The sequence below is a fragment of the Orbaceae bacterium lpD02 genome, assembly GCA_036251875.1.
Classification (GTDB): Bacteria; Pseudomonadota; Gammaproteobacteria; order Enterobacterales; family Orbaceae; genus Orbus; species Orbus sturtevantii.
In genome coordinates, this window is sequence record CP133960.1 from 2,619,720 (window position 1) to 2,643,287 (window position 23,568).

19 protein-coding genes are annotated in these 23,568 nt (G+C 36.4%); 16 read left to right on the forward strand and 3 right to left on the reverse strand.

Going from position 1 to position 23,568, the window contains the following annotated elements; genetic code table 11:
- Positions 1-71: 71 nt before the first annotated feature.
- Positions 72-863, reverse strand: a complete 792-nt coding sequence (gene map, locus RHO12_11585) for a type I methionyl aminopeptidase (protein ID WVD65994.1) — start codon at positions 861-863, stop codon at positions 72-74.
- An 82-nt stretch (positions 864-945) separates the two neighbouring features.
- The gene (locus tag RHO12_11590) at positions 946-1,896 is read right to left on the reverse strand and encodes an AEC family transporter (GenBank protein WVD65995.1); all 951 of its coding nucleotides are present in this window, start codon (positions 1,894-1,896) and stop codon (positions 946-948) included.
- Between the two features lie 436 nt (positions 1,897-2,332).
- Between RHO12_11590 and RHO12_11595 the strand changes: the two genes are divergently transcribed.
- A complete protein-coding gene (locus RHO12_11595) occupies positions 2,333-4,693 on the forward strand; it encodes an autotransporter outer membrane beta-barrel domain-containing protein (GenBank protein WVD65996.1) in 2,361 nt (786 codons plus the stop codon).
- A gap of 912 nt (positions 4,694-5,605) precedes the next feature.
- Here the strand turns inward: RHO12_11595 and RHO12_11600 are convergent.
- On the reverse strand, positions 5,606-5,710 hold the full coding sequence (locus RHO12_11600) for a hypothetical protein (protein ID WVD65997.1): 105 nt from the start codon (positions 5,708-5,710) through the stop codon (positions 5,606-5,608).
- A gap of 486 nt (positions 5,711-6,196) precedes the next feature.
- On the opposite strand from RHO12_11600, the gene RHO12_11605 reads away from it, so the two are divergent.
- From RHO12_11605 to RHO12_11675, 15 genes are all read left to right on the forward strand, one after another.
- Complete coding sequence (locus RHO12_11605) at positions 6,197-7,099, forward strand: LysR family transcriptional regulator (GenBank protein WVD65998.1); 903 nt, start codon at positions 6,197-6,199, stop codon at positions 7,097-7,099.
- 379 nt (positions 7,100-7,478) lie between these two features.
- The gene (locus RHO12_11610) at positions 7,479-8,090 is read left to right on the forward strand and encodes a hypothetical protein (protein ID WVD65999.1); all 612 of its coding nucleotides are present in this window, start codon (positions 7,479-7,481) and stop codon (positions 8,088-8,090) included.
- Positions 8,091-8,148: 58 nt separating this feature from the next.
- Positions 8,149-8,922 (forward strand): AfsA-related hotdog domain-containing protein, encoded by a 774-nt coding sequence (locus tag RHO12_11615; protein ID WVD66000.1) that lies wholly within the window; start codon positions 8,149-8,151, stop codon positions 8,920-8,922.
- Positions 8,915-9,754: a hypothetical protein gene (locus RHO12_11620; GenBank protein WVD66001.1), complete on the forward strand. Its 840-nt coding sequence runs from the start codon at positions 8,915-8,917 to the stop codon at positions 9,752-9,754. Before RHO12_11615 ends, RHO12_11620 begins: the two co-directional genes overlap by 8 nt.
- A complete protein-coding gene (locus RHO12_11625) occupies positions 9,755-10,003 on the forward strand; it encodes a hypothetical protein (GenBank protein WVD66002.1) in 249 nt (82 codons plus the stop codon). It abuts the gene before it with no gap.
- A 70-nt stretch (positions 10,004-10,073) separates the two neighbouring features.
- Positions 10,074-10,673 carry an HAD-IB family hydrolase gene (locus RHO12_11630; protein WVD66003.1) on the forward strand — a complete coding sequence of 200 codons (600 nt, stop codon included), beginning with the start codon at positions 10,074-10,076 and terminating at the stop codon, positions 10,671-10,673.
- A gap of 65 nt (positions 10,674-10,738) precedes the next feature.
- Complete coding sequence (locus RHO12_11635; protein WVD66004.1) at positions 10,739-11,935, forward strand: acetyl-CoA C-acetyltransferase; 1,197 nt, start codon at positions 10,739-10,741, stop codon at positions 11,933-11,935.
- 17 nt (positions 11,936-11,952) lie between these two features.
- On the forward strand, positions 11,953-13,155 hold the full coding sequence (locus RHO12_11640; protein ID WVD66005.1) for an MFS transporter: 1,203 nt from the start codon (positions 11,953-11,955) through the stop codon (positions 13,153-13,155).
- Between the two features lie 10 nt (positions 13,156-13,165).
- Positions 13,166-13,939 (forward strand): SDR family oxidoreductase, encoded by a 774-nt coding sequence (locus RHO12_11645; protein ID WVD66006.1) that lies wholly within the window; start codon positions 13,166-13,168, stop codon positions 13,937-13,939.
- A gap of 20 nt (positions 13,940-13,959) precedes the next feature.
- A complete protein-coding gene (locus tag RHO12_11650; protein ID WVD66007.1) occupies positions 13,960-14,760 on the forward strand; it encodes a serine/threonine protein kinase in 801 nt (266 codons plus the stop codon).
- A 3-nt stretch (positions 14,761-14,763) separates the two neighbouring features.
- The gene (locus RHO12_11655) at positions 14,764-15,771 is read left to right on the forward strand and encodes an aldo/keto reductase (protein WVD66008.1); all 1,008 of its coding nucleotides are present in this window, start codon (positions 14,764-14,766) and stop codon (positions 15,769-15,771) included.
- Positions 15,772-16,276: 505 nt separating this feature from the next.
- Complete coding sequence (locus RHO12_11660) at positions 16,277-18,868, forward strand: type I restriction-modification system subunit M (GenBank protein WVD66009.1); 2,592 nt, start codon at positions 16,277-16,279, stop codon at positions 18,866-18,868.
- 1 nt (position 18,869) lies between these two features.
- Complete coding sequence (locus RHO12_11665) at positions 18,870-19,985, forward strand: restriction endonuclease subunit S (GenBank protein WVD66010.1); 1,116 nt, start codon at positions 18,870-18,872, stop codon at positions 19,983-19,985.
- 12 nt (positions 19,986-19,997) lie between these two features.
- The gene (locus tag RHO12_11670) at positions 19,998-23,195 is read left to right on the forward strand and encodes an HsdR family type I site-specific deoxyribonuclease (protein ID WVD66011.1); all 3,198 of its coding nucleotides are present in this window, start codon (positions 19,998-20,000) and stop codon (positions 23,193-23,195) included.
- A 93-nt stretch (positions 23,196-23,288) separates the two neighbouring features.
- Positions 23,289-23,561 (forward strand): hypothetical protein, encoded by a 273-nt coding sequence (locus RHO12_11675; protein ID WVD66012.1) that lies wholly within the window; start codon positions 23,289-23,291, stop codon positions 23,559-23,561.
- The last annotated feature ends 7 nt before the right edge of the window (positions 23,562-23,568 follow it).

The window sequence follows — 23,568 nt, forward strand, 5'->3', positions numbered from 1 at the left end:
CGTCGCTTACTTATGTTAAGCCGATTAAAAAAATGATTCAGCGCAATACGCTGAATCATGATTAAGGTTCGTTATTTATGTTCAATAACTCTTGGTATTGCTTCGTTTGAGCGCAGAGTTAAAATTTCAACGCCATTATCAGTCACTAACACAGTATGCTCATATTGGGCCGATAAACCGCGATCTTTGGTTTTAACTGTCCAACCATCTTTCATGGTTCGAGTTCGCCAATCACCAGTATTGACCATCGGCTCTATGGTAAATGTCATCCCGGCTTGAAGAGTCACGCCATCGTCATCGGCCTCATAATGCAGAACTTGCGGTTCGTCATGATACACTTCACCAATACCGTGCCCACAATACTCGCGCACACTTGAAAAACCAAATGAATCAACATATTTTTGGATTGTTTTACCAATTTCACGCAACCGTAAACCAGGTTTAATAATTTTAATTGCTTCATAAAGGCTCTGTTGAGTGACTTCACAAAGGCGAAGGCCAGTGACAGTGGGTTTTCCTGCGATATACATTTGCGAGGTATCACCATGATAGCCATCTTTGATTACGGTTACATCAATATTGAGAATGTCACCATCTTTAAGTTTTTTATCAAAACTCGGAATACCATGGCACACCACATCGTTAATTGAGATACAACTGGTATGTTGATAGCCGTGATAACCGATATTAGCAGGGATCGCTTTTTGTTCATTGATAATATAATCGTGGCAAATTTTATCTAATTCACCGGTTGACACGCCAGGCTTAACATAAGGCGCAATCATTTCAAGTACATCTGCGGCTAGTTTGCCAGCAATACGCATTTTTTCAATTTCATCTTGCGTTTTGATTCTAATAGTCATTTAATCCAGTCCTAAATCAGTAAACGATTGTTATTCTAACACAAAGTTAATTAACGATAAATTTATTGCATCTATCGCTGCTTTATATATGGGTTAAAATTGCTAAAATTAACGGCGTGACGACCGATGATAAAATCGTTGATATTAATAAACTTGAGGCAATTGGTCCTTGTAGTAAATTAAATTGCCGTGACATGATATAACAGTTGATGGCAATCGACATTGAACCTAATAGCACCACAACGTAAGTTTCTAGTGTCGGCAAGTGAAGTAATACCGCTAGCCAGTAGATCACAAAAGGCAAGATGGCCAGTTTTAGTAAGCAAATCACGGAGCTTAATCGCCAGCCTTGGCTAATTTTATATTCCGCAATCCCCATGCCTAATACAATCAGTGATAAAGGCGCCGCCATATCGCCGACCATTTTGGTTGATTGGCTGATAAAATTAGGCACAGGAAAGCCAATATAGTTGACCATAAGGCCCGCAAAAATACCTAAAATGACCGGATTTTTAAATACATTTTTAACTGCTTTTTTTATTTGTGTTGTAGATAGTTTACCAACTTGCGCAAATTCGATTGAGATGGTTGCTAAGGTCCAAAGGATTAAAGCGCTAAAAACGACCACTAAAGCCACGCTTGGGACAGCGTTATCGCCCAATAAAGCTTTGATGATAGGTAAACCGACAAATACGTTATTACTATAAATTCCTCCCATCGAAAACATCGTTGCTGAGGCGCCATCAAGTTTAAACAATTTAGCGGCAATAATCCGACCAAAAATAAAAACGAGTAACGTTCCGCCAAAAAAAGCAAATAATACTCGGTAGTCTGCTTTAGGCTGCTCGGAAAAATGGCTCATAATATGAAATAGCATAATTGGGATGGCAATAGCAAAGGTAAACTTGGTTAATCCATCAGTGATTGATTTTGGCCATTTAAAGATTTTAACTAATAAAAATCCAAGCAAAATTAACAGGAATAAGGGTAGCGTTGCTAGAAACTGTAACCATAATGTATTTAAAAAATCCATTTTAGTATGGCTCTCCGATTATTAGATATAGGGTGTTAATTATTATGTTTAAATTTTATGCCGATTTGTAGTTAATGTATATAAACTATACCAAGTTTGATTGCTATTATTTTATATTCAAATTAGTGAGTTTGTTGTAAATCGGTATTCGGTATTTTGTCGACAACATAAAACCAACCTAAGCTGGACGTAATGAATAATATCGCTCTAGCCTTATGGCGCGAGCGATCGCAGTAGCTCGTTTATAACGTTAAAGTAAATAGCAGATTATTTGCTAACTATTCAATACAGGAATGTTATATAAGCTCAAATGGTGGGTTTTAATGTAACTAAAATATAAACAATACCTTATCAAAAATTGAACTTTTTTAGTTTATTTTAAATAACTTTTGAATAAAATATCGTCGTTACCAATAATAATTACTATAAGGAATATATGATGAAATTAAAGAAAACGATTATCCTGCTATTTGTCACTTCACTAACTCCTCTTTATGGGCAAGCTAATATAGTAGAAGGGAATATTGTTCTTAAAAATAATGAAACGGCTTATTCCGTGGTTGGTGCTGAAACTGATTGGCACGATGATTTTGGGAAAGCGACAGGGACGGTCTCCGTTAACGATTCAGCATCGGTTACTCAATTTATTTATGGTTCGGAAGCTAGCTCAAGATTAGAATCTACAGCAACTGGTAGTGTTTATTTAAATGATAATGCATCAGCCCTTACTGGCGTTAATGCTTATGAAATAGCGGGAGCTTATGCTGTCGTAAGATATAACAGTAGTTATTCTGCAGTTCTTACTGCCAGCGCAATCGGTAATGTATACCAAAATAACAATTCTAAGTCCTCAAGTAGCACTGGCGCTGTTATTTCAGTATTCTCAAGGCATCAAAATCAAATCATAAATGGTAGTGCAATTGGAAACGTCTATTTAAATAATACATTAGCTCCCGATGAGGCAGATGATAGTTTTTTTGCAGCTGTAATCGGCGCTAGAGCGGGTGCTACAGAACAAGATGGATTACCGGTTAATGATAAAGCTTATCTCAAAGCAAAAGGTAATGTCTATTTGAGTAAAAATGCTTCAGCTAGTCATATTAATGGCGCCGAAGTTATGGCGCGAGCATATAGCGGATCGACGCTTATAGCGGAAGGAAATGTGTATTTAAAAGATAATGCCAGAGTAACTTATGATATTCACGGCGTAATGATTGGTGATAATGTGCTCTATCCAGTAGATAACGTAAACGCAACAGTAACAGCCTTGGGGAATGTATATCTTGACGGTAATATAAAACTACAAAAAATATCATATGATGGCAATTTGGAGTATTTAACGGAAATATTTGGAAGCTATTTCATAAATGAACCTAAATATTACCAAATATTTAATGGCAATACCTTCACGATGGGCGCTAATCCCGTTACGGTATATGGGTTGGGTAACTTTGAGCATTATAACTTTTATCTCAATGATTATAATAAAGATGCCATTAAAAATAGCATAGCTTTAGTCACGGTAACAGGGAGGATTGAAAATGATAATACCGTGGCGAATAAAAATGGTGTTGCGGTAACCACCACAAATAAATCAAATATCAAAATTGCGGGGATATCAGGTGAAGGAATAACTAAAGTGGGTGATACCATCACACTTATTGATGCTAGTTACCGAGATAAATGGGATAATGGCGTCACCTTTACTGGTGGCGATAATACCGATAATATTGCTGGATTATTTAATGCTCCCAACAATAATACGGTCGATGTTGGGTTAGTCGGTAAAGCCGATATTAGCTACACAATTAACACTGATAATACCATTACAGCAAGTATTGATGACATTCGAATAGATAACCATAACTTAACCGCTAAGGTAAAACCACTGGCAGAGGGGCGCTTAGGTGGATTACAAAATACCACACGGGGCGCAGACTTACTGCTTAGTTCCTTTGATGATAAGAGCCCACCGACAGCAGGCAGCTTTACACCGATCGCCGTATTAGACGGAGGGATGAGCAAATACCATAGTGGTTCACATATTGATTCTCGAGACTACCGTATTATGATCGGCTCACGTTACCAAATGTACGATAATCTTGCTGCTGGATTAACGGTTGAATATGGTCGTAGCAATTATGATACGTATAACCAATTTGGTTCAACAACCGTAAATGGTGATGGTCATAGTGATAGCTATGGATTTTCGCTTTTTGGCAAGTATGTGTATACGTTGCCGGTAGGGCAGATTTATAGCGATGCGGCACTACGTTTTGGGCGAACAAGTACCGAATTTAATTCAGGCGATATCATCACCGGTGGAGGGAGTGCTGCTTATTATAAAAGCAAAGTCAATTATATTGGTGGGATTATTGGTGGTGGCTATGTCTATCCTGTTAATGAAATATCAAGTTTTGATTCTTCGATTCACTATTTTTATACCCGTTTAGGCTCTGATAGTGTGGTTGTAGATGGTGATAAGGTTAATTTTGATAAATCGATATCGTCACGTATTCAGTTAAAAGAGCAGTATAACCACCAAGCTAGTGACGTGATGACATTATCGTTAGCGGGGATCTATGAATATGAATTTGATAGTGATGCCAAGACTAATGTATCTGGAATAAGCATTGATGCTCCAAGTGTTAAAGGCTCAACGGGTATTATGGAGCTTGGTATAAAAAGCACGCCGCTTGCCGATAACCGCAATTTTAGTATTAACCTAAATGCTAGAGGTTATTTTGGTAAACGTGATGGCGCCAGTGTCTCGGCGCTAGTTGAATATAATTTTTAAATTTGATTTAACTTATAACAATCTAGATCTACTCGTAGCGTTAGTATTTTATATAACCGCTACTAGAGATCTAGATATCACAAGTCGAGAGATACTACCGATAATCAGCGTTGGGGCAGCAAAGTAGCTAAAACCTACCCGTTGTTTGATAACGTCAAAGTACTTTACTGGCGACATAAAGCGTGTTTAGGTGCACTAAGCTTAGTATACGATGCCCGAGCTAGGGGTGTGATGTTTCAGAAAAAACGGTAAGTCGAGTACCAAGGCAACTTGGTTTATGCAGTAAAACCGCACGTAAATTTAAATATTGAACGGGCACAGGGCGATATCATGATGTAGCGCTCAATAACATTTGATAGGCAGTTTAATATCGAGAAACCCAATACTGTTTGGATGACTAATATCACTTATATCAAAACGGGTGAAGGTCGGTTATACCTATGTATTATTATTGATTTATTTGGTCGAAAAGTCATTGGATGACAAACTTGTCAACATATTCATCGACATTTAGTTTGTAACACACTGCAAAATGCCTTATTCCGCCGCCCCTTTCCCAAAGGGGGCTCGATAGTGACTGCGGAAGCTAATGTTGCTGTGCTGATTTTAAGGGATCAATATTACAATATTGGATTAGCTAAAGTATGAGTAGAGCTGGCAATTGCTGGACGACTGCGATAGCTCAGCGTTTTTTCATACATTAAAAACGCATATTATGTATGATTGTTATTACAAATATTACAAAACTCGGGAGATGGCAGGCAAAGCACTATTTGAATATATTGACATCTATTATAATTGTGTTCGTCGGCATTCAACTAACAGTTGGATATCGCCAGAACAATATGAACAACAATTTTACCAAAATAACGAATTTATAAAGGTTAGCACGGTCTAATATTTTGGCAGGAATCATCCTGTGCGCTGTGTTTTTTCGGGTGTTGAACTAATGAGCAATAAATAAGGCTGATGAAATTTTAACGCATAGCCAACAATTTTAAGCCTATGTTTTAGCATTTCCCCCAAATAGGCATAATGAAGACTTTCAGCGGCAGGAAATTATTGTACCCGTTCCGCATAGCGTTCGATGGGTCTTAGATAGAGCGACTTAAATTAAACTTTTTGTAAATCTAATCTAGAAATTTTTTTTAAATTAAAGAAATCAATACATTACTGGTCGTTTTTCAATGTGAAGCCCAATATTTATATCGTCAAAGTAGAAAGTGCTATTTAATCTGTATCATGTATACTTATTGTTAGTCGAATTACATTAAAGCGCTTAAGCTTGGTAAGTTAACATAGTTCTCGATATAATTGAATATTTACCACTTAAACTAACAAAAATTTGAACAACAAATCAATAACAAAATAGGTTATAGATATTGAATAATGCTATAACGTTGAATTTGCTATATTGATGTTAGCGAGTATGATTATTAAAACCTTTTTAGAAATATATTGTGGCCTTCATTATTTAGCTAGGTATGAGAAAAGGAGTTTAAAATGCAAAAATATAGTCGAAAGTTGCCATCAGTAAAACAACTACAATATTTCTTAGCGGTTTGTGAAGAACTTAATTTTAGAAAAGCTGCTGCTAAATTAAATATTACCCAACCACCTTTATCATTACAAATCAAAGAATTAGAAAATAAATTAAATACTTGTCTCATAATTCGTAATACACAAAACGTTGTTTTGACAAAAGATGGAGAGTTATTAAGGGATAAGGCTTCAGCTTTATTGGAAGAAATATGTTCAATTACTAATGTATTTCGAACTGACGAAATACCAAAAATAGTGATAGGCATGACGAAGACTCTCAGTTATGGCTTTATTCCAATCTTAACTAAATTTATGTTACATTTTACTGAAAATAGCACTGTTTATAAAGATAGTTACACTTCAAAAGAGCTACTAATCGAATTAGAAAAAAATAATATGGATTTTGTTGTAACATCGTTTTATCCGCATGAAGATAATAAAATGTTTTATCGATTAATTCATCAAGAACCTATGATTCTAGTCCTTCCCGATGACCATCCTGCTAGTAATGATGATTTAGTGGACCTAAATAGTGTAATTGATTTGCCTTTGTATTGGTTTAATCGAAATTTGAATCCTAGTTATTATGACCAATGCGAGAAAGTTTTTAAAAACCTATCGTCACCTCTTATTCGTCGTACTGAGTTACCCGACACTCTTTCAATGTTATTAGAGATTTCTCAAGGAAAAGGCATGCTTTTTATGCCTAAATCTACTACTCAAGCTAAAATACCAGGAGTAACATACAAAAAATTTATACCTTATTTTGAAAAAAAATTTTTAATAAATATCTTCTTAGTGTGGAACACCAGTACGCTCGAAAATCAGCATGCCCGAAATATTATCGATTTTTTTAACAAATAGACCATTTACACAGTTTAATTATCATTCTGATTATGGTAAAAAATAATTGAAGTATGGTGCAATGAATACTAATACTCTTGGCATACCTAGATATATTGCAAATAGACAAGGGTAACGGGTCGTTCAGAAAAATTTAGAACGAACGCGATAGTTAGCAGTATTTAGTCTTTAAAATCCTTTTTCATGAAAATATACTTTTCACTTATAGCTTTTTTTCAATAGCATCAATATAGGATGATCCCAATTTTTGCCACGCAATTTCAACCTTAATAAAGGCTGATACCTTTTTTATATCATGAAATAAGTATTTCGAATTTTTCCCATATTTATTTAGTATCAACTCGCAATATCGCAAACAAAATAATAAATAGGAAAAATTATGCCTTCATCATACATGCTTATTAATCGTTATTTAGTTGCTGACGGATTCCAATCTCAAATTCAAAAATTAGCGATAGAAATTGCTAAGAATAATGAGAGTAGTTTTTATTTTTCTATTGAACAGGACGAATTAATTGAGTTTAAAGGGTTTTCTTCATTAAATGCACTTACAAATTATGAAAATATACTTGAAAAAGTATTTATCGAATTCAAAGACTGTATTAAGGCAGATATTAAAAGAGAATTACTAAAATATGTCGAAAGCCCTATCAAATCACAAACAGAAATTCCATTAACTGAGTATATTCAATTAAGACACGTTGAAGTCCCACCTTCCGTTTATGAAGCTTACTTGAAATGGCGGGATGAGACTATCTTTAATGTTGTGCGTGAAAACAAATCTACTATTACTTCATTTGATGCTTATCACTCATTAATTAGTGGGACCCCTGGTGTGATGTTTATTGCATCCTTTGCCGGTGAAGTGAACAAATATCTAAAACCATTTACGGATGATAACTACAAAAATATCGTTAAGCAAGCGGCTGATAGCTATATTACGGGTGATAATGAAGGCTTATATACCAAAATTTATAAAAAAATTGATTAATAGTTTTTTAGAAAATTTTAACTCTGAGTGTATGTGTAATAACAAGGGAGAAAAAGAGATGAAAAGTGGTACATTGATTGTGGTCGGGGATAAATTTGAAGAGTTTGCTCAAGCAGAACAAACGATTACATTGAGTCAATTAGAAAGTATTATCAAAATTCCATCTAAAGTATTTTCTAAGAAAAACAATTTCGTGGTGGGATTGGGGTGTAGACTAGATCTTTACGAACAAGTCATTAACAGTGTGGAGGCTGCAAACACTGACCATAATTTTAGCTTAGATGCGTTAAGAAAACATCATCAGAATTACTTTTTAGCAAATAAGAACACACATCAAAAATCAGAACACAATGTATTGATAGGTCAAGCAGAAAAATTGGATGATAATCTTTATTCGCTTCCGTTTATGATCGATGAACGTTGTACTTTAATGGCTGATCATCAAACAGGCCGCCATGTGCAAGGAGTCTTGATAACAGAAGCTTTTCGTCAATCATTTATTGCAATAGCTGAAGAATTTTATTCGCCCAATAAAGAGATTAATAAGTACTTTGTGATTAACGAAATGAATATCTCGTTCATCAATTTTGTATTCCCGTTACCTGCAACAATTTACTTTGAATTATTGAATATTGATTCAAATGAGTTTAGAACAAAATTAAAAGCAAGAATTTCACTGAAACAAAATAATGTCCTATGTGCGACGATGGAATCTCAGTTTATCGTGTATCCTTCCGAATATATCAGCAAAAAAGAAGCTAAGCTCGCTGAGGAGGTTTTGTCATTATATATAACTAACCTACAGGAAACTGAGGTTGTTAATCATGTATAGCCAAATATTTAACTTAACCGCAACTACCCAAGGACCTTTATATCCACCGTCTGAAATTATGGATCAAAATGGGCATTTTGTAGTAGTTGGAAATATTATTAAATTTGGTGAAGTTTCGTGGGGAATGGCAATTGTAGATCGTAACAGCGTATTGCCAGATTTTGGTTCATATTATCCTTACAAGATTTTAGAAAATCTAGAACATGCGAACGAAGAACAACTCGATAATATCGAGTTGTTTTCTCTACCTTTACCTTTGCCTTTAAATAATTACTCAATGGTATTTGCTCCGGAGCAAGCACCTAATGCAGCTAAAACGATTCGAGCAAGCCTTCCCTTAAACAAAGGGTATATTTATGATTACAGAGAGTCTGATGGTCGTCGTAATATATCGAAAATCAAATTAAAACATTGGCTTAAAGCTGAGGGCAAGTTAATCATCACTATTAATGAAAATAAAACAAAAGCTAGATTTGACTTTTTATTTAAAAAATTGATTCCTAACAGTCTCTATACAGTAATGAGCCTTCGCGAATTGGATTTATCACCAGAACATCCTACTCGACCAGGTCCTTTGGGGATACCCAATGTTTTTACCACAAATGACCAAGGTGACGGAAATTATTATGCGGAGCTCGATAACCCATTTCCCCAAAAAGAGAAAAATAGCAATAGAATTATTAATGTAATTGTTCTTTTTATGAGTTCTCAACAATCCTATGGTGGCGCCATTGGTTTGTACGGTTTGGGTGGCGATGTTCATGCTCAACTGAAATTAGATCAAACCCACTTATTTGATAATTTAATAACCAATTTTTGGGAGGATAAATAAATGTCACATATAACGATCGCTGGCGGGCTACTCAAAAATGATACTGTGGCAAATAATTTATTGGCTGAAGTTACAAGAGTTGTTCGTCCGATTGTAGGATGCCCCTTAGGCAAAATTTCAGTGCGTCTTCAAGCAATCTTACTCAATCGATGGAACTATATCGGTGTTACAGGATATGACCCTGATTTCGTCAATAAAAATTGCAGAAAAGTATATGAAAAATTACAGGACTTAAATAATGATATCTAATTTGACTAATCACCGTGATCCAGTGACTGCATTTTTTGATGTAGACGACACATTAATCTCGGTAAAAAGTATGTTTGATTTTTTTCAGTATTGGGTTATTCAACAAAATTTACCTAAAATTAAATTAAAATTTGACCATGAATTTAAAGTGGCAAGAGAAAAAAATAGTCCAAGAGAAGAATTAAATAGAATGTATTATCGATTTTTTAAAGGTCACTCGCTCAATAGCGTTGAGTTGCTTGGCGTGGAGTGGTTTAAAGAAAAAATATTATCCCCAAATTTTTTTATTAATAAAACACTCCAACGATTAAAGGAACATAAAAATAAAGGAGACAAAATAGTATTTGTGTCTGGCTCTATGTCACCTCTTCTACAACCAATTGCAAATCACGTAGGTGCCGATGATCTACTTTGTACAGATCTCATTGTAGATATTGATCGTAATTTAACGGGTGAAATCGGTCCAATTCAGACTATTGGAGCGGGGAAATCAGATGTCATGAATAAATTTGCTTTAGCTAATGATATCAAACTTAGTGATTGCTATGGCTACGGTGATGATTTTTCTGATATGTACATGCTTTTATTGGTGGGAAATCCTGTTTATGTCGGTAATCAACCGCAAATGCTGGATATTGCAAATATCAATAATTGGGAAATTTTAAATTAACATTGAATTGTATCTAACCGTTTGAATAACAGATGGTTAGATATTAATGTAGGGAAATAATATAAATGAAACGTAATGAAAAAATTGATGACATAGTTATCGTTGCGGCCAAGCGTACTCCTATTGGTTCTCTTTGTGGTCAATTGTCAAATATACCAGCAGTGGAACTTGGAGCCATTGTAATTAAAGATTTATTAACACAGACTAGAATACCTAAAAATGAAATTGATCAGGTTATTATGGGACAAGTTCTCAGTGCCGGTTGTGGTCAAAATCCAGCTCGTCAAGCTGCATTAAAGGCCGGTTTACCTGAAAGTGTAACGGGGTTAACAATTAATAAAGTTTGCGGTTCTGGACTAGTTGCCGTGAATTTGGCTGTACAAGCTATCCGTAATGGCGATGCGCAAGTCGTTATTGCGGGTGGACAGGAAAATATGTCCAAAGCAGGCCATGTTATTTCTGATATGCGAAAAGGGATACGTTTAGGTAACAGTCTCATTGTTGATACATTAGTTTTGGATGGATTAACTGATGCCTTTAATAATTATCATATGGGAATAACTGCTGAAAATGTAGCTGCAGAAAATAATATCAGTAGAGATGATCAAGATCGTTATGCACTTCAATCGCAAAATAAAGCACGGACAGCTTCACAAGCGAATGCATTTAAATATGAAATAACACCAGTCATAACTAATAATCCACATAAAGGCGAAATTATTATTGATCATGACGAAGGCCCACGTGAAACATCGTTAGAACAATTATTATCACTAAAGCCAGTATTTAAAAAAGAAGGTGTCGTTACCGCAGGTAATTCATCAACAATTAATGATGGAGCCGCCGCTGTCATTGTTTGTACCAGGCAAAAAGCATTAAGTTTAGGATTAACTCCATTAGTTACTATCGGTTCATTTGCGAATACTGGTATTAGCCCTACCGTCATGGGTTTAGGTCCAATTAGTGCGATTCGACAATGTTTAAATAAAGCAAATAAGTCCATAGATGAAATTGATTTATTCGAATGCAATGAAGCTTTTGCTGCACAAGCGCTTGCGGTTAAAAGAGCGCTTAATTTGCCAGATGACAAGCTTAATATCAATGGTGGTGCAATAGCACTCGGTCACCCTATAGGTGCCTCTGGTTGTCGAATTTTAGTTTCACTTATCCATCAATTAACACTAAACAATCTTAAATCAGGCGTTGCTTCATTATGTGTTGGTGGTGGGGAAGGTGTTGCTATGTACGTGTATCGTCATTAATTAATTGGGAGAATATCATGCAACCAGATACAGTTCAAAATTACTTACCGGAAAAAACCTCTCGAATTGGTCTGACCATTTCGGCAGTCTTGGTCATTTTACTTGTTGGCTCTGTTTATATCAGTCAGCTCATTTTTCAGGAAATAGCCAAAAGTTTTGCAATAGATGTATTAGATGCTCGTTTTGTATTCAGTTTATCTTGTTTTGCTTATGCTATTTCATTTTTCATATATGGACCTTTATCGGATGACAAAATTTCAACACAAAAACTTGTTTTATTCGGTTGCGTTGGCACTGTTTTATGTTTGGTCTTATCTGTCTATGTTCAGTCATATATAGGATATTTGCTTGTCATGTCGTTAATAGGTTTTTTTGCTGCAGCTGTTCCGGTTGCTCTATTTGCTTATACGGCTAAAAATACATCTGATGATAAATTAGCTCAATCGATGGGTATTATGATTTCAGCCTCTATCGTAGGAATTATTTTTAGCCGAAGTATGGTCGCTATTTTAACTGATTATTTATCTTGGGAAATGGCATTTATTATTTATGCCTTGATGATTATTGGTATTACTTTTTTGATACCGTTAGGGGTTAAAAAAAGCGATTACAGTCGCTCTTCCGTTAGTATTAAAGAAATCTATTTGAATGCCGCTAAACTTTTGCTAAATAAAGTTGTAGTAATATTTCTTACTATAGGTTTTTTATTATTTTTCGTTTACTTAGGCATTTCTTCTTTTTTGACATTTTATCTAAAAGATGCCCCCTTCTATTTGTCTTCTACCGCATTAGGTTGGTTAAATTTTGCAGGTATTAGTGCCATTGTCGGGGCTATGATAAGCGGACGTTTATTACAGTATATTAGTAAGAAAACATTACTTCTTATCCTATTAAGCGGTGTCAGTCTTTCAATTGTAATTATTGGTTACAGTCCCTATTTATTGGGCATTGCAATTGGCTTGTTTTCCTTGTTTATGTGTGTTTTTGGATTACAACCGATAGTTATTTCCATACTAAATCAAATCGTGCCAATAAATTTAAGAGGAGCTATCTCATCTTTATATTTATTATCATGTCTTGCTGGAGGAAGTATAGGAACCTATTTGTTAGGTGTATTTTGGGAATATCTTCATTGGAACGGCATCATCGTTATTTGTTTCGCAATTAGCTTGATTAACATTTTTTTAACCGTCTTAGCTCAAAAATTAATAAAAAAATAAGGAAATTAAAATGAAAACAATTCTAATAACGGGTGGTTCAGGATCAATCGGTAAAGGTATTGCCGAGGTTTTGTTAGAAAAAAACTATAAGGTAGTTTTGATTGGTCGAGACATTGAACGTTTAGTAAATATCAAAAATGAACTGATTAAAACCACTAAAAATCAGCATGTTGAAACTTTTTCAATGGACATTACTAACGAAAAACAAGTTGTTGAGGTTATAGCAAAAATTTGGGAAAACCACTCAATCGATGCTTTGATAAATGCTGCAGGTATAGGAGAACCTATCGATTATTTCAAAACTACTGACGCTGATTGGATGGAATGTATTCAGACTAAATTGTTAGGCACAATAAAAACTACAAGAGAAGTCTCAAAATTGATGGCACAACATGGTCGTAAAGGAAACATCATCATTATAAATGGCACATTTTGTTATGATCCTCACCCAGATTTTATTATTAACAGCACAGTGAATTCTGCTTTATCAGGCTTTACAAAAGCCGCGTCAAAATACTTAGGGAATAAGGAAATACGTTTAAATACCATCAACCCTTGGATTACTGAATCTGAATCATGGCAAAACACAGCAAAAAACTTGGCTAATTTATACAAAAGTAACGCTGAAACATTGAACAAAAATTTTAAAGAAATGAATCCATTAAAACAATTTACCCAAGTGAATGATATTGGCCAAACCGTTGCTTTCTTATTGAGTGACCATGCTCAATATATCAATGGTGCATCAATAAATTTAGATGGTGGAGCATCCGTAGGCTACTAGTTTTTAAAGAGGATATTATTATGAATAAATTAAATATTTTAAAAAAATTAGCAATTTTATTTTTTATTATTTATGGCGCAGAGACAATGGCTAAAACGAGTATAGTTGCTTCGAACTTTAGTGCGCCAACAGGTATAGCATTTAATCAAACTGGAGATATGTTTGTAACCAATTGGTCTGGCCAATCTATTATTAAAATTTCACCTAATGGTCAAAGAGAAACTTTTTACTCTAATATTGCATCACCGGCAGGGATAGTGATTGATCAAGATAATAATCTCTACGTTGCCTCATATAGCGGCAATTATATCTTACGAATAAATGAAAAAGGGGAGGGAACAATTATTTCAGACAATTTCCATACACCAACGGGTATTGCGTTATCAAAATCCGGTGATTTATTAATTAGTAATCGTTCATCAGGTGAGATTGTGTCATTAAATCTTAAAACAGGCTCAAAAAAAATCATGGCGAATCGATTAACAACCCCAGTCGGTGTTACAGAATTACCTAATGGAGATCTGGTCGTTTCCCAATATAGTGGTCGGCTCACTTTAATTAAAACGAATGGTTTACAAACAGAATTAGGTACTGATTTTATCCGCCCTGGCGTAGGTATTATCACAGCGTCGAATGATACGGTAGTTGTGATTGACAATGGTGCGGGTGCGGTTCGTTCTGTTAATGTTCAAACAGGAAAATCAGAATTACTCGCAGCTGAGTTACATGGAGCAGTAGCCCTCGCATTCTACAAGAACAATTATTATGTTGGTACTTGGAATAACGGTTCAATTCATATTTTAAATAAAACGGAGCAATAAATTATGCATACAAAATTACCACAACGAAAATTAGGACAATTTCTTAACGTATCCGCAATAGGTTTTGGGGCAATGGGACTGAGTGAATTTTATGGGCCAGCGGATGATAAATCATCGTTAGACCTACTTCATAAAGTCGTTGATCAAGGAGTGAGTCTAATCGATACTGCGGATATGTATGGGCGTGGTCACAATGAAACATTAATAGGTAAATTTCTTGACCAATTAAGTTCGCAACAAAAGCAACAACTGACTATCGCAACAAAGTGTGGAATTGATCGTAGTGAGTCGTCGGGTTATTCTCGGAATATAAATAATAGTCCTGAATATATAAGAAAATGCTGTGATGAATCGTTACTCAGATTAGGTGTTGAGCAAATTAATCTTTATTATATCCATAGAATTAGTCGCGATGCAGTAATAGAAGAAACAATGCATACATTAGCTTCTTTGGTAAAAGAAGGTAAAATAGCGAGAGTTGGTTTGTGTGAAGTCCCTGTTGATTTACTTAAAAGAGCACATAAAACATACCCAGTTGATGTCGTTCAAACTGAATATTCATTGTGGACTCGAGATATAGAAGATGAACTCCTACCTGTATTAAAAGAACTTAATATTGGATTAGTACCTTACTCACCACTTGGAAGAGGTTTTTTGACAGGAAAATATGAATCTAGTAGTGATTTTGCGGAAGGTGATTTCAGACGAACAAACCCAAGATTTTCAGATCAAAATATCGAGCAAAATAAAAGACTATTAAAAATAATAAAGCCTATGACTATCAAATATAATTGTACACACGGGCAAATTGCACTTGCTTGGTTATTAGCTCAGTGGAATAGTATCGTACCAATACCTGGTACAAAAAAAGAATCTTATTTATTAGAAAATAATAAGGCTACTTTTATTAAGCTTGAACCAGAAGACGTTGCAATCCTTGATGGTTTAAAAAACAAAATACAAGTAAGCGGTGAACGTTATACTCCAGAAGGAATGAAAGGTATTTTTTAAAAATTTTTAGTAGGACTGTAAACCTGATAAAAATTTACGTTTGAAATGAACGTTTTTATCAGGTTGAAATAAATAGGTTTTAAAGTAATGGAGACTATTGAAATACCTGAGAATTAAGACTTCTATACTCTTTTAACGCCGCACTAAATTTGACATCATCCTTATTATAGGTGTTACTGCCGTAATATAAGCCTAACTTTTCAAGGGTTGGGTAAAGATGCTTGCATTGGTCTTGATTGTTAATACAGTAATTAACTATTTCATCCATCTGGCTGCTATAGCGATAACGGACGGGCTTAAATTTTGTATACCGTTACAGGTAATAGGGTTCAAAAAGATTATTATTATGGTAATGAGTTATGTCAAATATGGAATGAATTAACTAACGGAATGGGCGGCTGTTTGGCAAAAGTGGTGCTTAATTGCTAGGTACTCCTCTAAAATAATTTATGATAGGATGGTCTTTAATGAAAACGCACGAATGACCACAGGTATAGATAGGAATATGAATAAACAACAACTGGCTGCTAAAATTTGGGAATCGGCTAACCAGATGCGCTCTAAAATTGAAGCGAATGAATACAAAGATTACATCCTCGGCTTTATCTTCTACAAATACCTAAGCGACCAGCTGGTACAGTTTGTGACCAAAGAAGGCATGACAACTAACGATATCAAAGCACTTAGCGAAAAAGATACCGAAACTGTTGAGTTTGTGCAAAGTAATCTAGGCTACTTTATTGCCTATGATAATCTATTTTCTACGTGGATTGCGTCATCCTCAGATTTTGATGAGTCAAATGTACGAGATGCGCTATCGGCATTTAACCGTTTGATTTCACCCACGTATAAGAAGCTGTTTGAAGGTATTTTCACCACCTTAGAAACCGGTTTAAGCAAACTAGGCGAAAGTGCAGGGAAGCGCACCAAAGCTATCAGTGACCTACTTCACCTAATTAAAAGTATCCCGATGAATGCAAATCAAGGGTATGATGTGCTTGGTTACATTTATGAATACTTGATTGAAAAATTTGCGGCCAATGCGGGTAAAAAAGCGGGTGAGTTTTATACGCCTCATGAAGTATCCGTGCTGATGTCAAATATCATTGCTCATGAGTTAAAAGATAAAGATACCATTGAAATTTATGACCCCACTTCGGGCTCAGGTTCACTCCTGATTAATATTGGTGAAGCAGTTGGACAGTATGCTAAAAATAAAGATAGCATTACCTATTATGCCCAAGAGTTAAAAGCCAATACGTATAACTTAACCCGTATGAACCTTATCATGCGTGGAATTAAAGCCAGTAACATTAAAACGCGCAATGGCGATACATTAGAGGACGACTGGCCATACTTTGATGAAAGTGATCCACAAGGCTTTTATCACACCTTATATGTTGATGCAGTGGTATCTAATCCACCTTACTCACAAAGCTGGGATCCGAGTTTTAAAGAAAATGACCCACGTTACTCCCATTTTGGTCTTGCACCTAAAACCAAAGCCGATTTTGCTTTCTTACTGCACGACCTCTACCACTTAAAGCCGGGTGGCATCATGACCATTGTATTGCCACATGGTGTGTTGTTCCGTGGTGGTGAAGAAGGTGAAATTAGAAAGCAACTGATTGAGCAAAATCATATTGATACCATTATTGGTTTACCTGCTAACATTTTTTTTGGCACCGGTATTCCAACCGTCATATTGGTGCTCAAGCGGAAACGTCAACATACCGATGTCTTGGTAATTGATGCCTCTAAGCACTTTATCAAAGAAGGTAAAAATAATAAGCTACAAGCGTGTGATATTAAACGTATTACGGATGCGGTAATTAACCGTCAAAGTATCGATAAATTCGCAAAATTAGTGACCAAGCAGACCCTATGCGATAATGGCTACAATCTCAATATCCCGCGCTATGTCGATTCCGCTGCGGCACCTGAGAGCTGGGACTTACATGCGACCATGCTGGGCGGTATCCCAAACAGTGAAATTGCTGAGTTACACAATTATTGGCAATCCTTTCCGCAGCTGCATGATACGCTATTTACACCAAAATCAGCGGCTTATAGCGCGCTTGCGATTGATAAACAACATGTCCATGCCTGCATTAGTGAGCACGCAGAAGTGTTGACATTTATTAGTGCTTACAATGGGACTTTTAATGGTTTTGATGACTACCTAAATACTCAGTTAATACAAAACTGGCAAAGCGTAACACGCAACCAACAAGAAGCGATATTAAGCACAGAGCTATTTACCCGCTTAGCTCCGATAGCCTTAATCGACAAATACCAAGCTTACCAGTATTTAAATAATCAATGGCAAATCATCAGCGCCGATTTAGAAATGATGCAAACTGAAGGCTTTGCGGCGACCAGACTTGTTGACCCTAATATGGTGATAAAGAAAAAAAATGGACAAGAGGCAGAAGTGCAAGAGGGCTGGAAAGGGCATATATTGCCTTTTGATTTAGTTCAGCAAACATACCTCAGCGATGATGTGCATACCTTAGCCGCTGATGAAACCCGCCTAGCAGAAATTGCAAGCTCGCTCGAAGAGATTTTTGAGTCTTTCACTGAAGAGGAAAAAGAATCCGATACCGTAAAAGAGAGTCAGGACGGCTTTGCCGCTGCTGAAGTAAACAAAACGGCTAAAACGTTCTTGAAAGAACAACAGGATAGTAAAACTAAGTTTGCAGAAGAGAGCTATGAGGCCAAAATTATCCTTGCCAACCAGCTTATTGATGAAGAAAAGGTATTGAAAAAGTCAGTGAAAGATGCAACTACGGCGTTACATTTAAAAACTAAAGCTACCATTGAATCCTTAACTGATGAACAAGTGAATCATCTGTTGCAACTCAAATGGATTATGCCGCTTGGCAAAGAGCTTGCAGATATGCCAAACACGGTCATCACCCAACTAACCAGCCAAGTACAAGCCCTTGCCGATAAATATGCCGTTACTTATTCACAAGTAGCAAGTGAGATAAAAAACACCGAACAAGAGCTAGCAGAGATGACGCTTGAGCTCACGGGTAATGAGTTTGATATGCAGGGCTTGGTTGAACTTACTAGCTTATTGAAAGGTGAATAAGATGAGAGTGGATAAGATGGTGCCAGAGATTCGGTTTAGAAAATCTAGTGGAAAGTGGATTCAAGAAAATATATCAAATGTTGCTCCTTTGCAAAGGGGGTTCGATTTACCAAAAAGTGAAATGAATGCTGGTGTGTATCCTGTTGTAATGTCGAATGGAGTAAACGGTTTTCATAATGCATTTCAAGCTAAAGCACCAGGCGTTGTCACTGGTCGTTCGGGAACGATTGGAAATATCCATTATATTGATGTCGATTATTGGCCACATAATACTTCACTTTGGGTGACAAACTTCTATAAAAACGTACCTCTTTTTATTTACTATCTTTATATTAAGTTGGACATAAAAAAATTTGGTACAGGAAGTGGTGTTCCGACTTTAAATAGGAACGATGTTCATGATCAATTAGTTGCTTTTCCTAAGGATGAAAAAGAACAAACCGCCATTGGTAACTACTTTCAAAAACTCGACAGCCTAATCAACCAGCATCAACAAAAGCATGACAAGCTGAGTAATATCAAAAAAGCCATGTTGGAAAAGATGTTCCCCAAACAAGGTGAAACTATTCCTGAGATCCGTTTTAAAGGGTTTAGTGATGAGTGGAAAGAAACTGTGCTATCAGAGATTGTTAATAAATATGATAATTTAAGAATAGCAGTTACAACAAAAGATCGCATAGCCGGAATTATTCCTTATTATGGTGCAAATGGTATTCAAGACTATGTTGAAGGCTATACCCATGATGGTGAATATATTCTTTTAGCTGAAGATGGGGCTAATGATCTTAAACATTATCCTATTCATTATGTGAATGGAAAAGTATGGGTCAATAACCATGCTCATGTATTAAAAGCAAAGGAAGATAATTCAAATATATTTTTAAAATATGCGTTAAATAACGTAGATTTTGAGCCTTTTTTAGTTGGTGGTGGTAGAGCGAAACTCAATGCTGGGGTAATGATGAATCTCGAGCTTATAATTTCTACAGATACTGAGGAACAACTAGCCATCGGCAACTACTTTCAAAAACTCGATGCTCTAATTAACCAACACCAACAACAAATCACAAAACTCAATAATATCAAGCAGGCCTGCTTGAGTAAAATGTTTGTCTAGGGAGAGTAACGGATGACCACTTTTAAAACTGAAGCACAATTTGAGCAGGCTTTTATTGAGGTACTTACCCATAAAGGGTGGGAGCCTGAAATTCTCAAAAATAAAACGGAAGCCGAATTACTGCAAAACTGGGCGACCATTTTGTTTGAAAATAATCGTCAGCGAGACCGCTTAAATGATGTGCCATTGACCGACAGTGAAATGCAGCAAATCATTGAGCAAATCAAAGCGCTAAAAACGCCGCTCAAGCTAAATGGGTTTATTAATGGTAAAACCGTGGCAATTAAGCGTGATAATCCGGCTGATACCTTGCATTTTGGCAAAGAGGTGGGTTTAAAAATATACGACCGCCAAGAAATTGCAGCAGGTCAAAGCCGTTACCAAATAGTGCAGCAGCCTAAATTTGAACGCGGTAGTCCTTTGCGTAACGACCGACGCGGTGATGTATTGTTACTGATTAACGGTATGCCCGTTATTCATATCGAGTTAAAACGCAGCGGTATTCCGGTTAGTCAAGCCGTTAACCAGATTGAAAAATACAGTAAAGAGGGTATATTCAGTGGCCTGTTTTCGCTGATCCAAGTGTTTGTGGCAATCGAGCCAAATGAAGCTAAATACTTTGCAAGTCCCGGATCAGAGGGTAAATTTAATCCCGACTATCAATTTAACTGGGCTGATTTTAATAATGAGCCGATGAACGACTGGAAAGTTATTGCCTCGACCTTGCTTTCCATTCCGATGGCGCATCAGTTAATTGGCTTTTATACCGTTGCTGATAACACTGATGGCGTGCTGAAAGTGATGCGCAGTTATCAGTATTATGCGGCTAATGCGATATCGGACAAAGTCGCCAAAACCAACTGGCAACAGTTGGGTAGCGCGGCAAACAACCCTGAACGGTTAGGCGGTTATGTGTGGCATACCACGGGCTCAGGGAAAACCATGACCAGCTTTAAATCAGCCCAATTAATTGCGCAGTCTAAAGATGCCGATAAAGTCATTTTTTTAATGGACAGGATTGAACTCGGTACCCAGTCACTTACGGAATACCGTGGTTTTGCAAGCGATGGTGAAGATGTTCAAGCGACCGAAGATACACATGCTCTTATTACGAAATTAAAAAGCAGCTCTCCTGCCGATACCTTAATTGTGAGCTCGATTCAGAAAATGAGTAATATTTTTGAAGCGGTAGAGGATAAAGGCGTTGCGACAAACTCAGCGGACATTGAAAAAATTCGCGCTAAGCGCCTGGTGTTTATTATCGATGAGGCTCATCGATCAACTATGAGTGGCGGCAAAGAAAATAAAGAAGGTATGTTGGTAATAATAAAAAAAGGACTTCCCAAAGCGCTCTTCTTTGGTTTTACTGGTACGCCGATTCATGACGAAAATCAAATTAATCGCAATACTACCGCTGATGTGTTTGGTAACGAGCTTCACCGTTATAGTATCGCCGATGGGATCCGTGATGGTAATGTACTCGGTTTTGACCCTTATCGAGTTACCACCTTTAGAGATAGTGATTTAAGGCAAGCTGTGGCGCTTGAGCAAGCCAAGGCTAGCTCAGTGATGGAGGCGATGGCAGACCCCGCTAAAAAAGAAAAATTTAATTACTTTATGAATGACCTGCCTATGGCGGGTTATCAAGATGCGACAGGGCAATACCATAAAGGCATTGAAGATTATGTACCTAAAAGCCAATATTTAACCGAAACACACCAAGAAAAGGTGGTAAATGACATCTTAGATAAGTGGGATGTACTCAGCCAAGGTAATAAATTTCACGCTATCTTGGCAACAAGTAGCATTACCGAAGCGATTGATTATTACCGCCTTTTAAAAATAGCTAAACCTGAACTTAAAGTCTCGGCGCTATTTGATCCGAACATCGATAACGATGGTGGCGATGAGCGAGGCCCGACTTTTAAAGGCGATGGACTCGATGAAATCATGGCTGATTATAATGCACGTTATGGTCATGATTTTGATTTTGCCCGCCATGGTGCCTTTAAAAAAGATTTATCCTTACGCCTTGCGCATAAAAAACCTTATGAGCGTATACATACCGAGCCGTCAGCACAATTAGATTTACTCATTGTCGTCAACCAAATGCTTACTGGATTTGATTCTAAATGGCTTAATACCTTGTATTTAGATAAAGTGATTAAATATCAAGATATTATTCAGGCATTCTCACGCACCAATCGCTTATTTGGCCCTGACAAACCGCACGGCATTATTCGATACTATCGCTATCCGCACACGATGGAGCGGAACATCAATGATGCGGTAAAACTCTATTCGGGCGATAAACCGATTGGTTTATTTGTTGATAGATTAGAAAGTAATCTGAAAGTGATGAATGAATTAGTGGCTAACATAACTGAACTATTTGTTGGTGCTGGTGTAGGGGATTATGAAAAGTTACCTGATGATATTGATGCCTGCGCTAAATTTGCTAAATTATATAATACGTTTAATCAGCACTTAGAAGCCGCTAAAGTGCAAGGTTTTAACTGGAAGCAGTTAGTCTATTCATTTACTGAAAATGATAAGGAATATGACGTCACGCTAAATATCGATGAGCAAGGTTATTTGAGCCTCGCTCTGCGTTATAAAGAGCTCGCTAGCAAAGGAGACGGCATTGGCTCAAGTGGCGGTGATATCCCTTTTGATATCAATGGCTATTTAACCGAAATCGATACCGGTAAAATTGATGCCGACTACATGAACAGCCGCTTTGATAAATATTTAAAAGAGCTAGGTGAACATCAAAACCCGGCAAATATTGAAACAACACTAAATGAACTGCACAAATCATTTGCCTCACTCACTCAAAGTGAACAAAAGTATGCCAAGCTTTTTTTACATGACTTGCAGCGTGGCGATGCTCGGTTAATTGACGAATATACGTTTAGAGATTACATCAACACCTACAAAAACAGTGCTGAAAATGCTCAATTGAACGAAGTGGTTGATGCACTGGGTTTAGATAAAAAGCGACTTATAGCATTAATGGCAGATAGTGTTAATGAAACAAATCTTAACAACTTTGGTCGCTTTGATGCATTAAAAGAGACCGTTGATAGAGATAAAGCTAAGGTCTATTTTGAAAAACAAGATGGCATTACGTTACCTTTATTCAAGGTAAATATTCGGGTGGAACAATTTTTAAAACAGTTTATTTTCGCAAAATCAGATGATATCTGAAATGATATTATTTATACAGTATTGTTAAATTAACTTTTAATAATTTATTTAATAGCTTACGCTGAATTTAAACATAAGATTGAAGGTATGCAAATGCACCGCTACATACAGAGTTATATCAACCATGCTAAGTGTAATGCCTATAAAATATTTTCGATTAGTTGTGTCGACGCACCTGAACGCATAGATGAGAGGGCAACACTGGGTGTCATTTCCAATCGCCGGAATAAACGTTGGATGCTTGAGCAAGTTCGTGGTGTGTGTAATGCACATGTTTCAGAGCAGATTTTGCATGTCAGTGAAGAAATTGTCTCAATGCTCAACAAAACGGCTCAAAAAGCGTTAAATGGCGCAAAGCAAGGGTAATTCGTTT

Excerpts from the sequence above, each read along its gene's own strand:
- RHO12_11595 (WVD65996.1), top strand. The coding sequence starts at position 2,333 with ATGATGAAATTAAAGAAAACGATTATCCTGCTATTTGTCACTTCACTA.
- RHO12_11640 (WVD66005.1), top strand. The coding sequence starts at position 11,953 with ATGCAACCAGATACAGTTCAAAATTACTTACCGGAAAAAACCTCTCGA.
- RHO12_11655 (WVD66008.1), top strand. The coding sequence starts at position 14,764 with ATGCATACAAAATTACCACAACGAAAATTAGGACAATTTCTTAACGTA.
- RHO12_11610 (WVD65999.1), top strand. The coding sequence starts at position 7,479 with ATGCCTTCATCATACATGCTTATTAATCGTTATTTAGTTGCTGACGGA.
- RHO12_11620 (WVD66001.1), top strand. The coding sequence starts at position 8,915 with ATGTATAGCCAAATATTTAACTTAACCGCAACTACCCAAGGACCTTTA.
- RHO12_11635 (WVD66004.1), top strand. The coding sequence starts at position 10,739 with ATGAAACGTAATGAAAAAATTGATGACATAGTTATCGTTGCGGCCAAG.
- RHO12_11600 (WVD65997.1), bottom strand. The coding sequence starts at position 5,710 with ATGCTAAAACATAGGCTTAAAATTGTTGGCTATGCGTTAAAATTTCAT.
- RHO12_11670 (WVD66011.1), top strand. The coding sequence starts at position 19,998 with ATGACCACTTTTAAAACTGAAGCACAATTTGAGCAGGCTTTTATTGAG.
- RHO12_11650 (WVD66007.1), top strand. The coding sequence starts at position 13,960 with ATGAATAAATTAAATATTTTAAAAAAATTAGCAATTTTATTTTTTATT.
- RHO12_11605 (WVD65998.1), top strand. The coding sequence starts at position 6,197 with ATGCAAAAATATAGTCGAAAGTTGCCATCAGTAAAACAACTACAATAT.
- RHO12_11625 (WVD66002.1), top strand. The coding sequence starts at position 9,755 with ATGTCACATATAACGATCGCTGGCGGGCTACTCAAAAATGATACTGTG.
- RHO12_11590 (WVD65995.1), bottom strand. The coding sequence starts at position 1,896 with ATGGATTTTTTAAATACATTATGGTTACAGTTTCTAGCAACGCTACCC.
- map (WVD65994.1), bottom strand. The coding sequence starts at position 863 with ATGACTATTAGAATCAAAACGCAAGATGAAATTGAAAAAATGCGTATT.
- RHO12_11675 (WVD66012.1), top strand. The coding sequence starts at position 23,289 with ATGCACCGCTACATACAGAGTTATATCAACCATGCTAAGTGTAATGCC.
- RHO12_11645 (WVD66006.1), top strand. The coding sequence starts at position 13,166 with ATGAAAACAATTCTAATAACGGGTGGTTCAGGATCAATCGGTAAAGGT.
- RHO12_11660 (WVD66009.1), top strand. The coding sequence starts at position 16,277 with ATGAATAAACAACAACTGGCTGCTAAAATTTGGGAATCGGCTAACCAG.
- RHO12_11665 (WVD66010.1), top strand. The coding sequence starts at position 18,870 with ATGAGAGTGGATAAGATGGTGCCAGAGATTCGGTTTAGAAAATCTAGT.
- RHO12_11615 (WVD66000.1), top strand. The coding sequence starts at position 8,149 with ATGAAAAGTGGTACATTGATTGTGGTCGGGGATAAATTTGAAGAGTTT.
- RHO12_11630 (WVD66003.1), top strand. The coding sequence starts at position 10,074 with ATGTTTGATTTTTTTCAGTATTGGGTTATTCAACAAAATTTACCTAAA.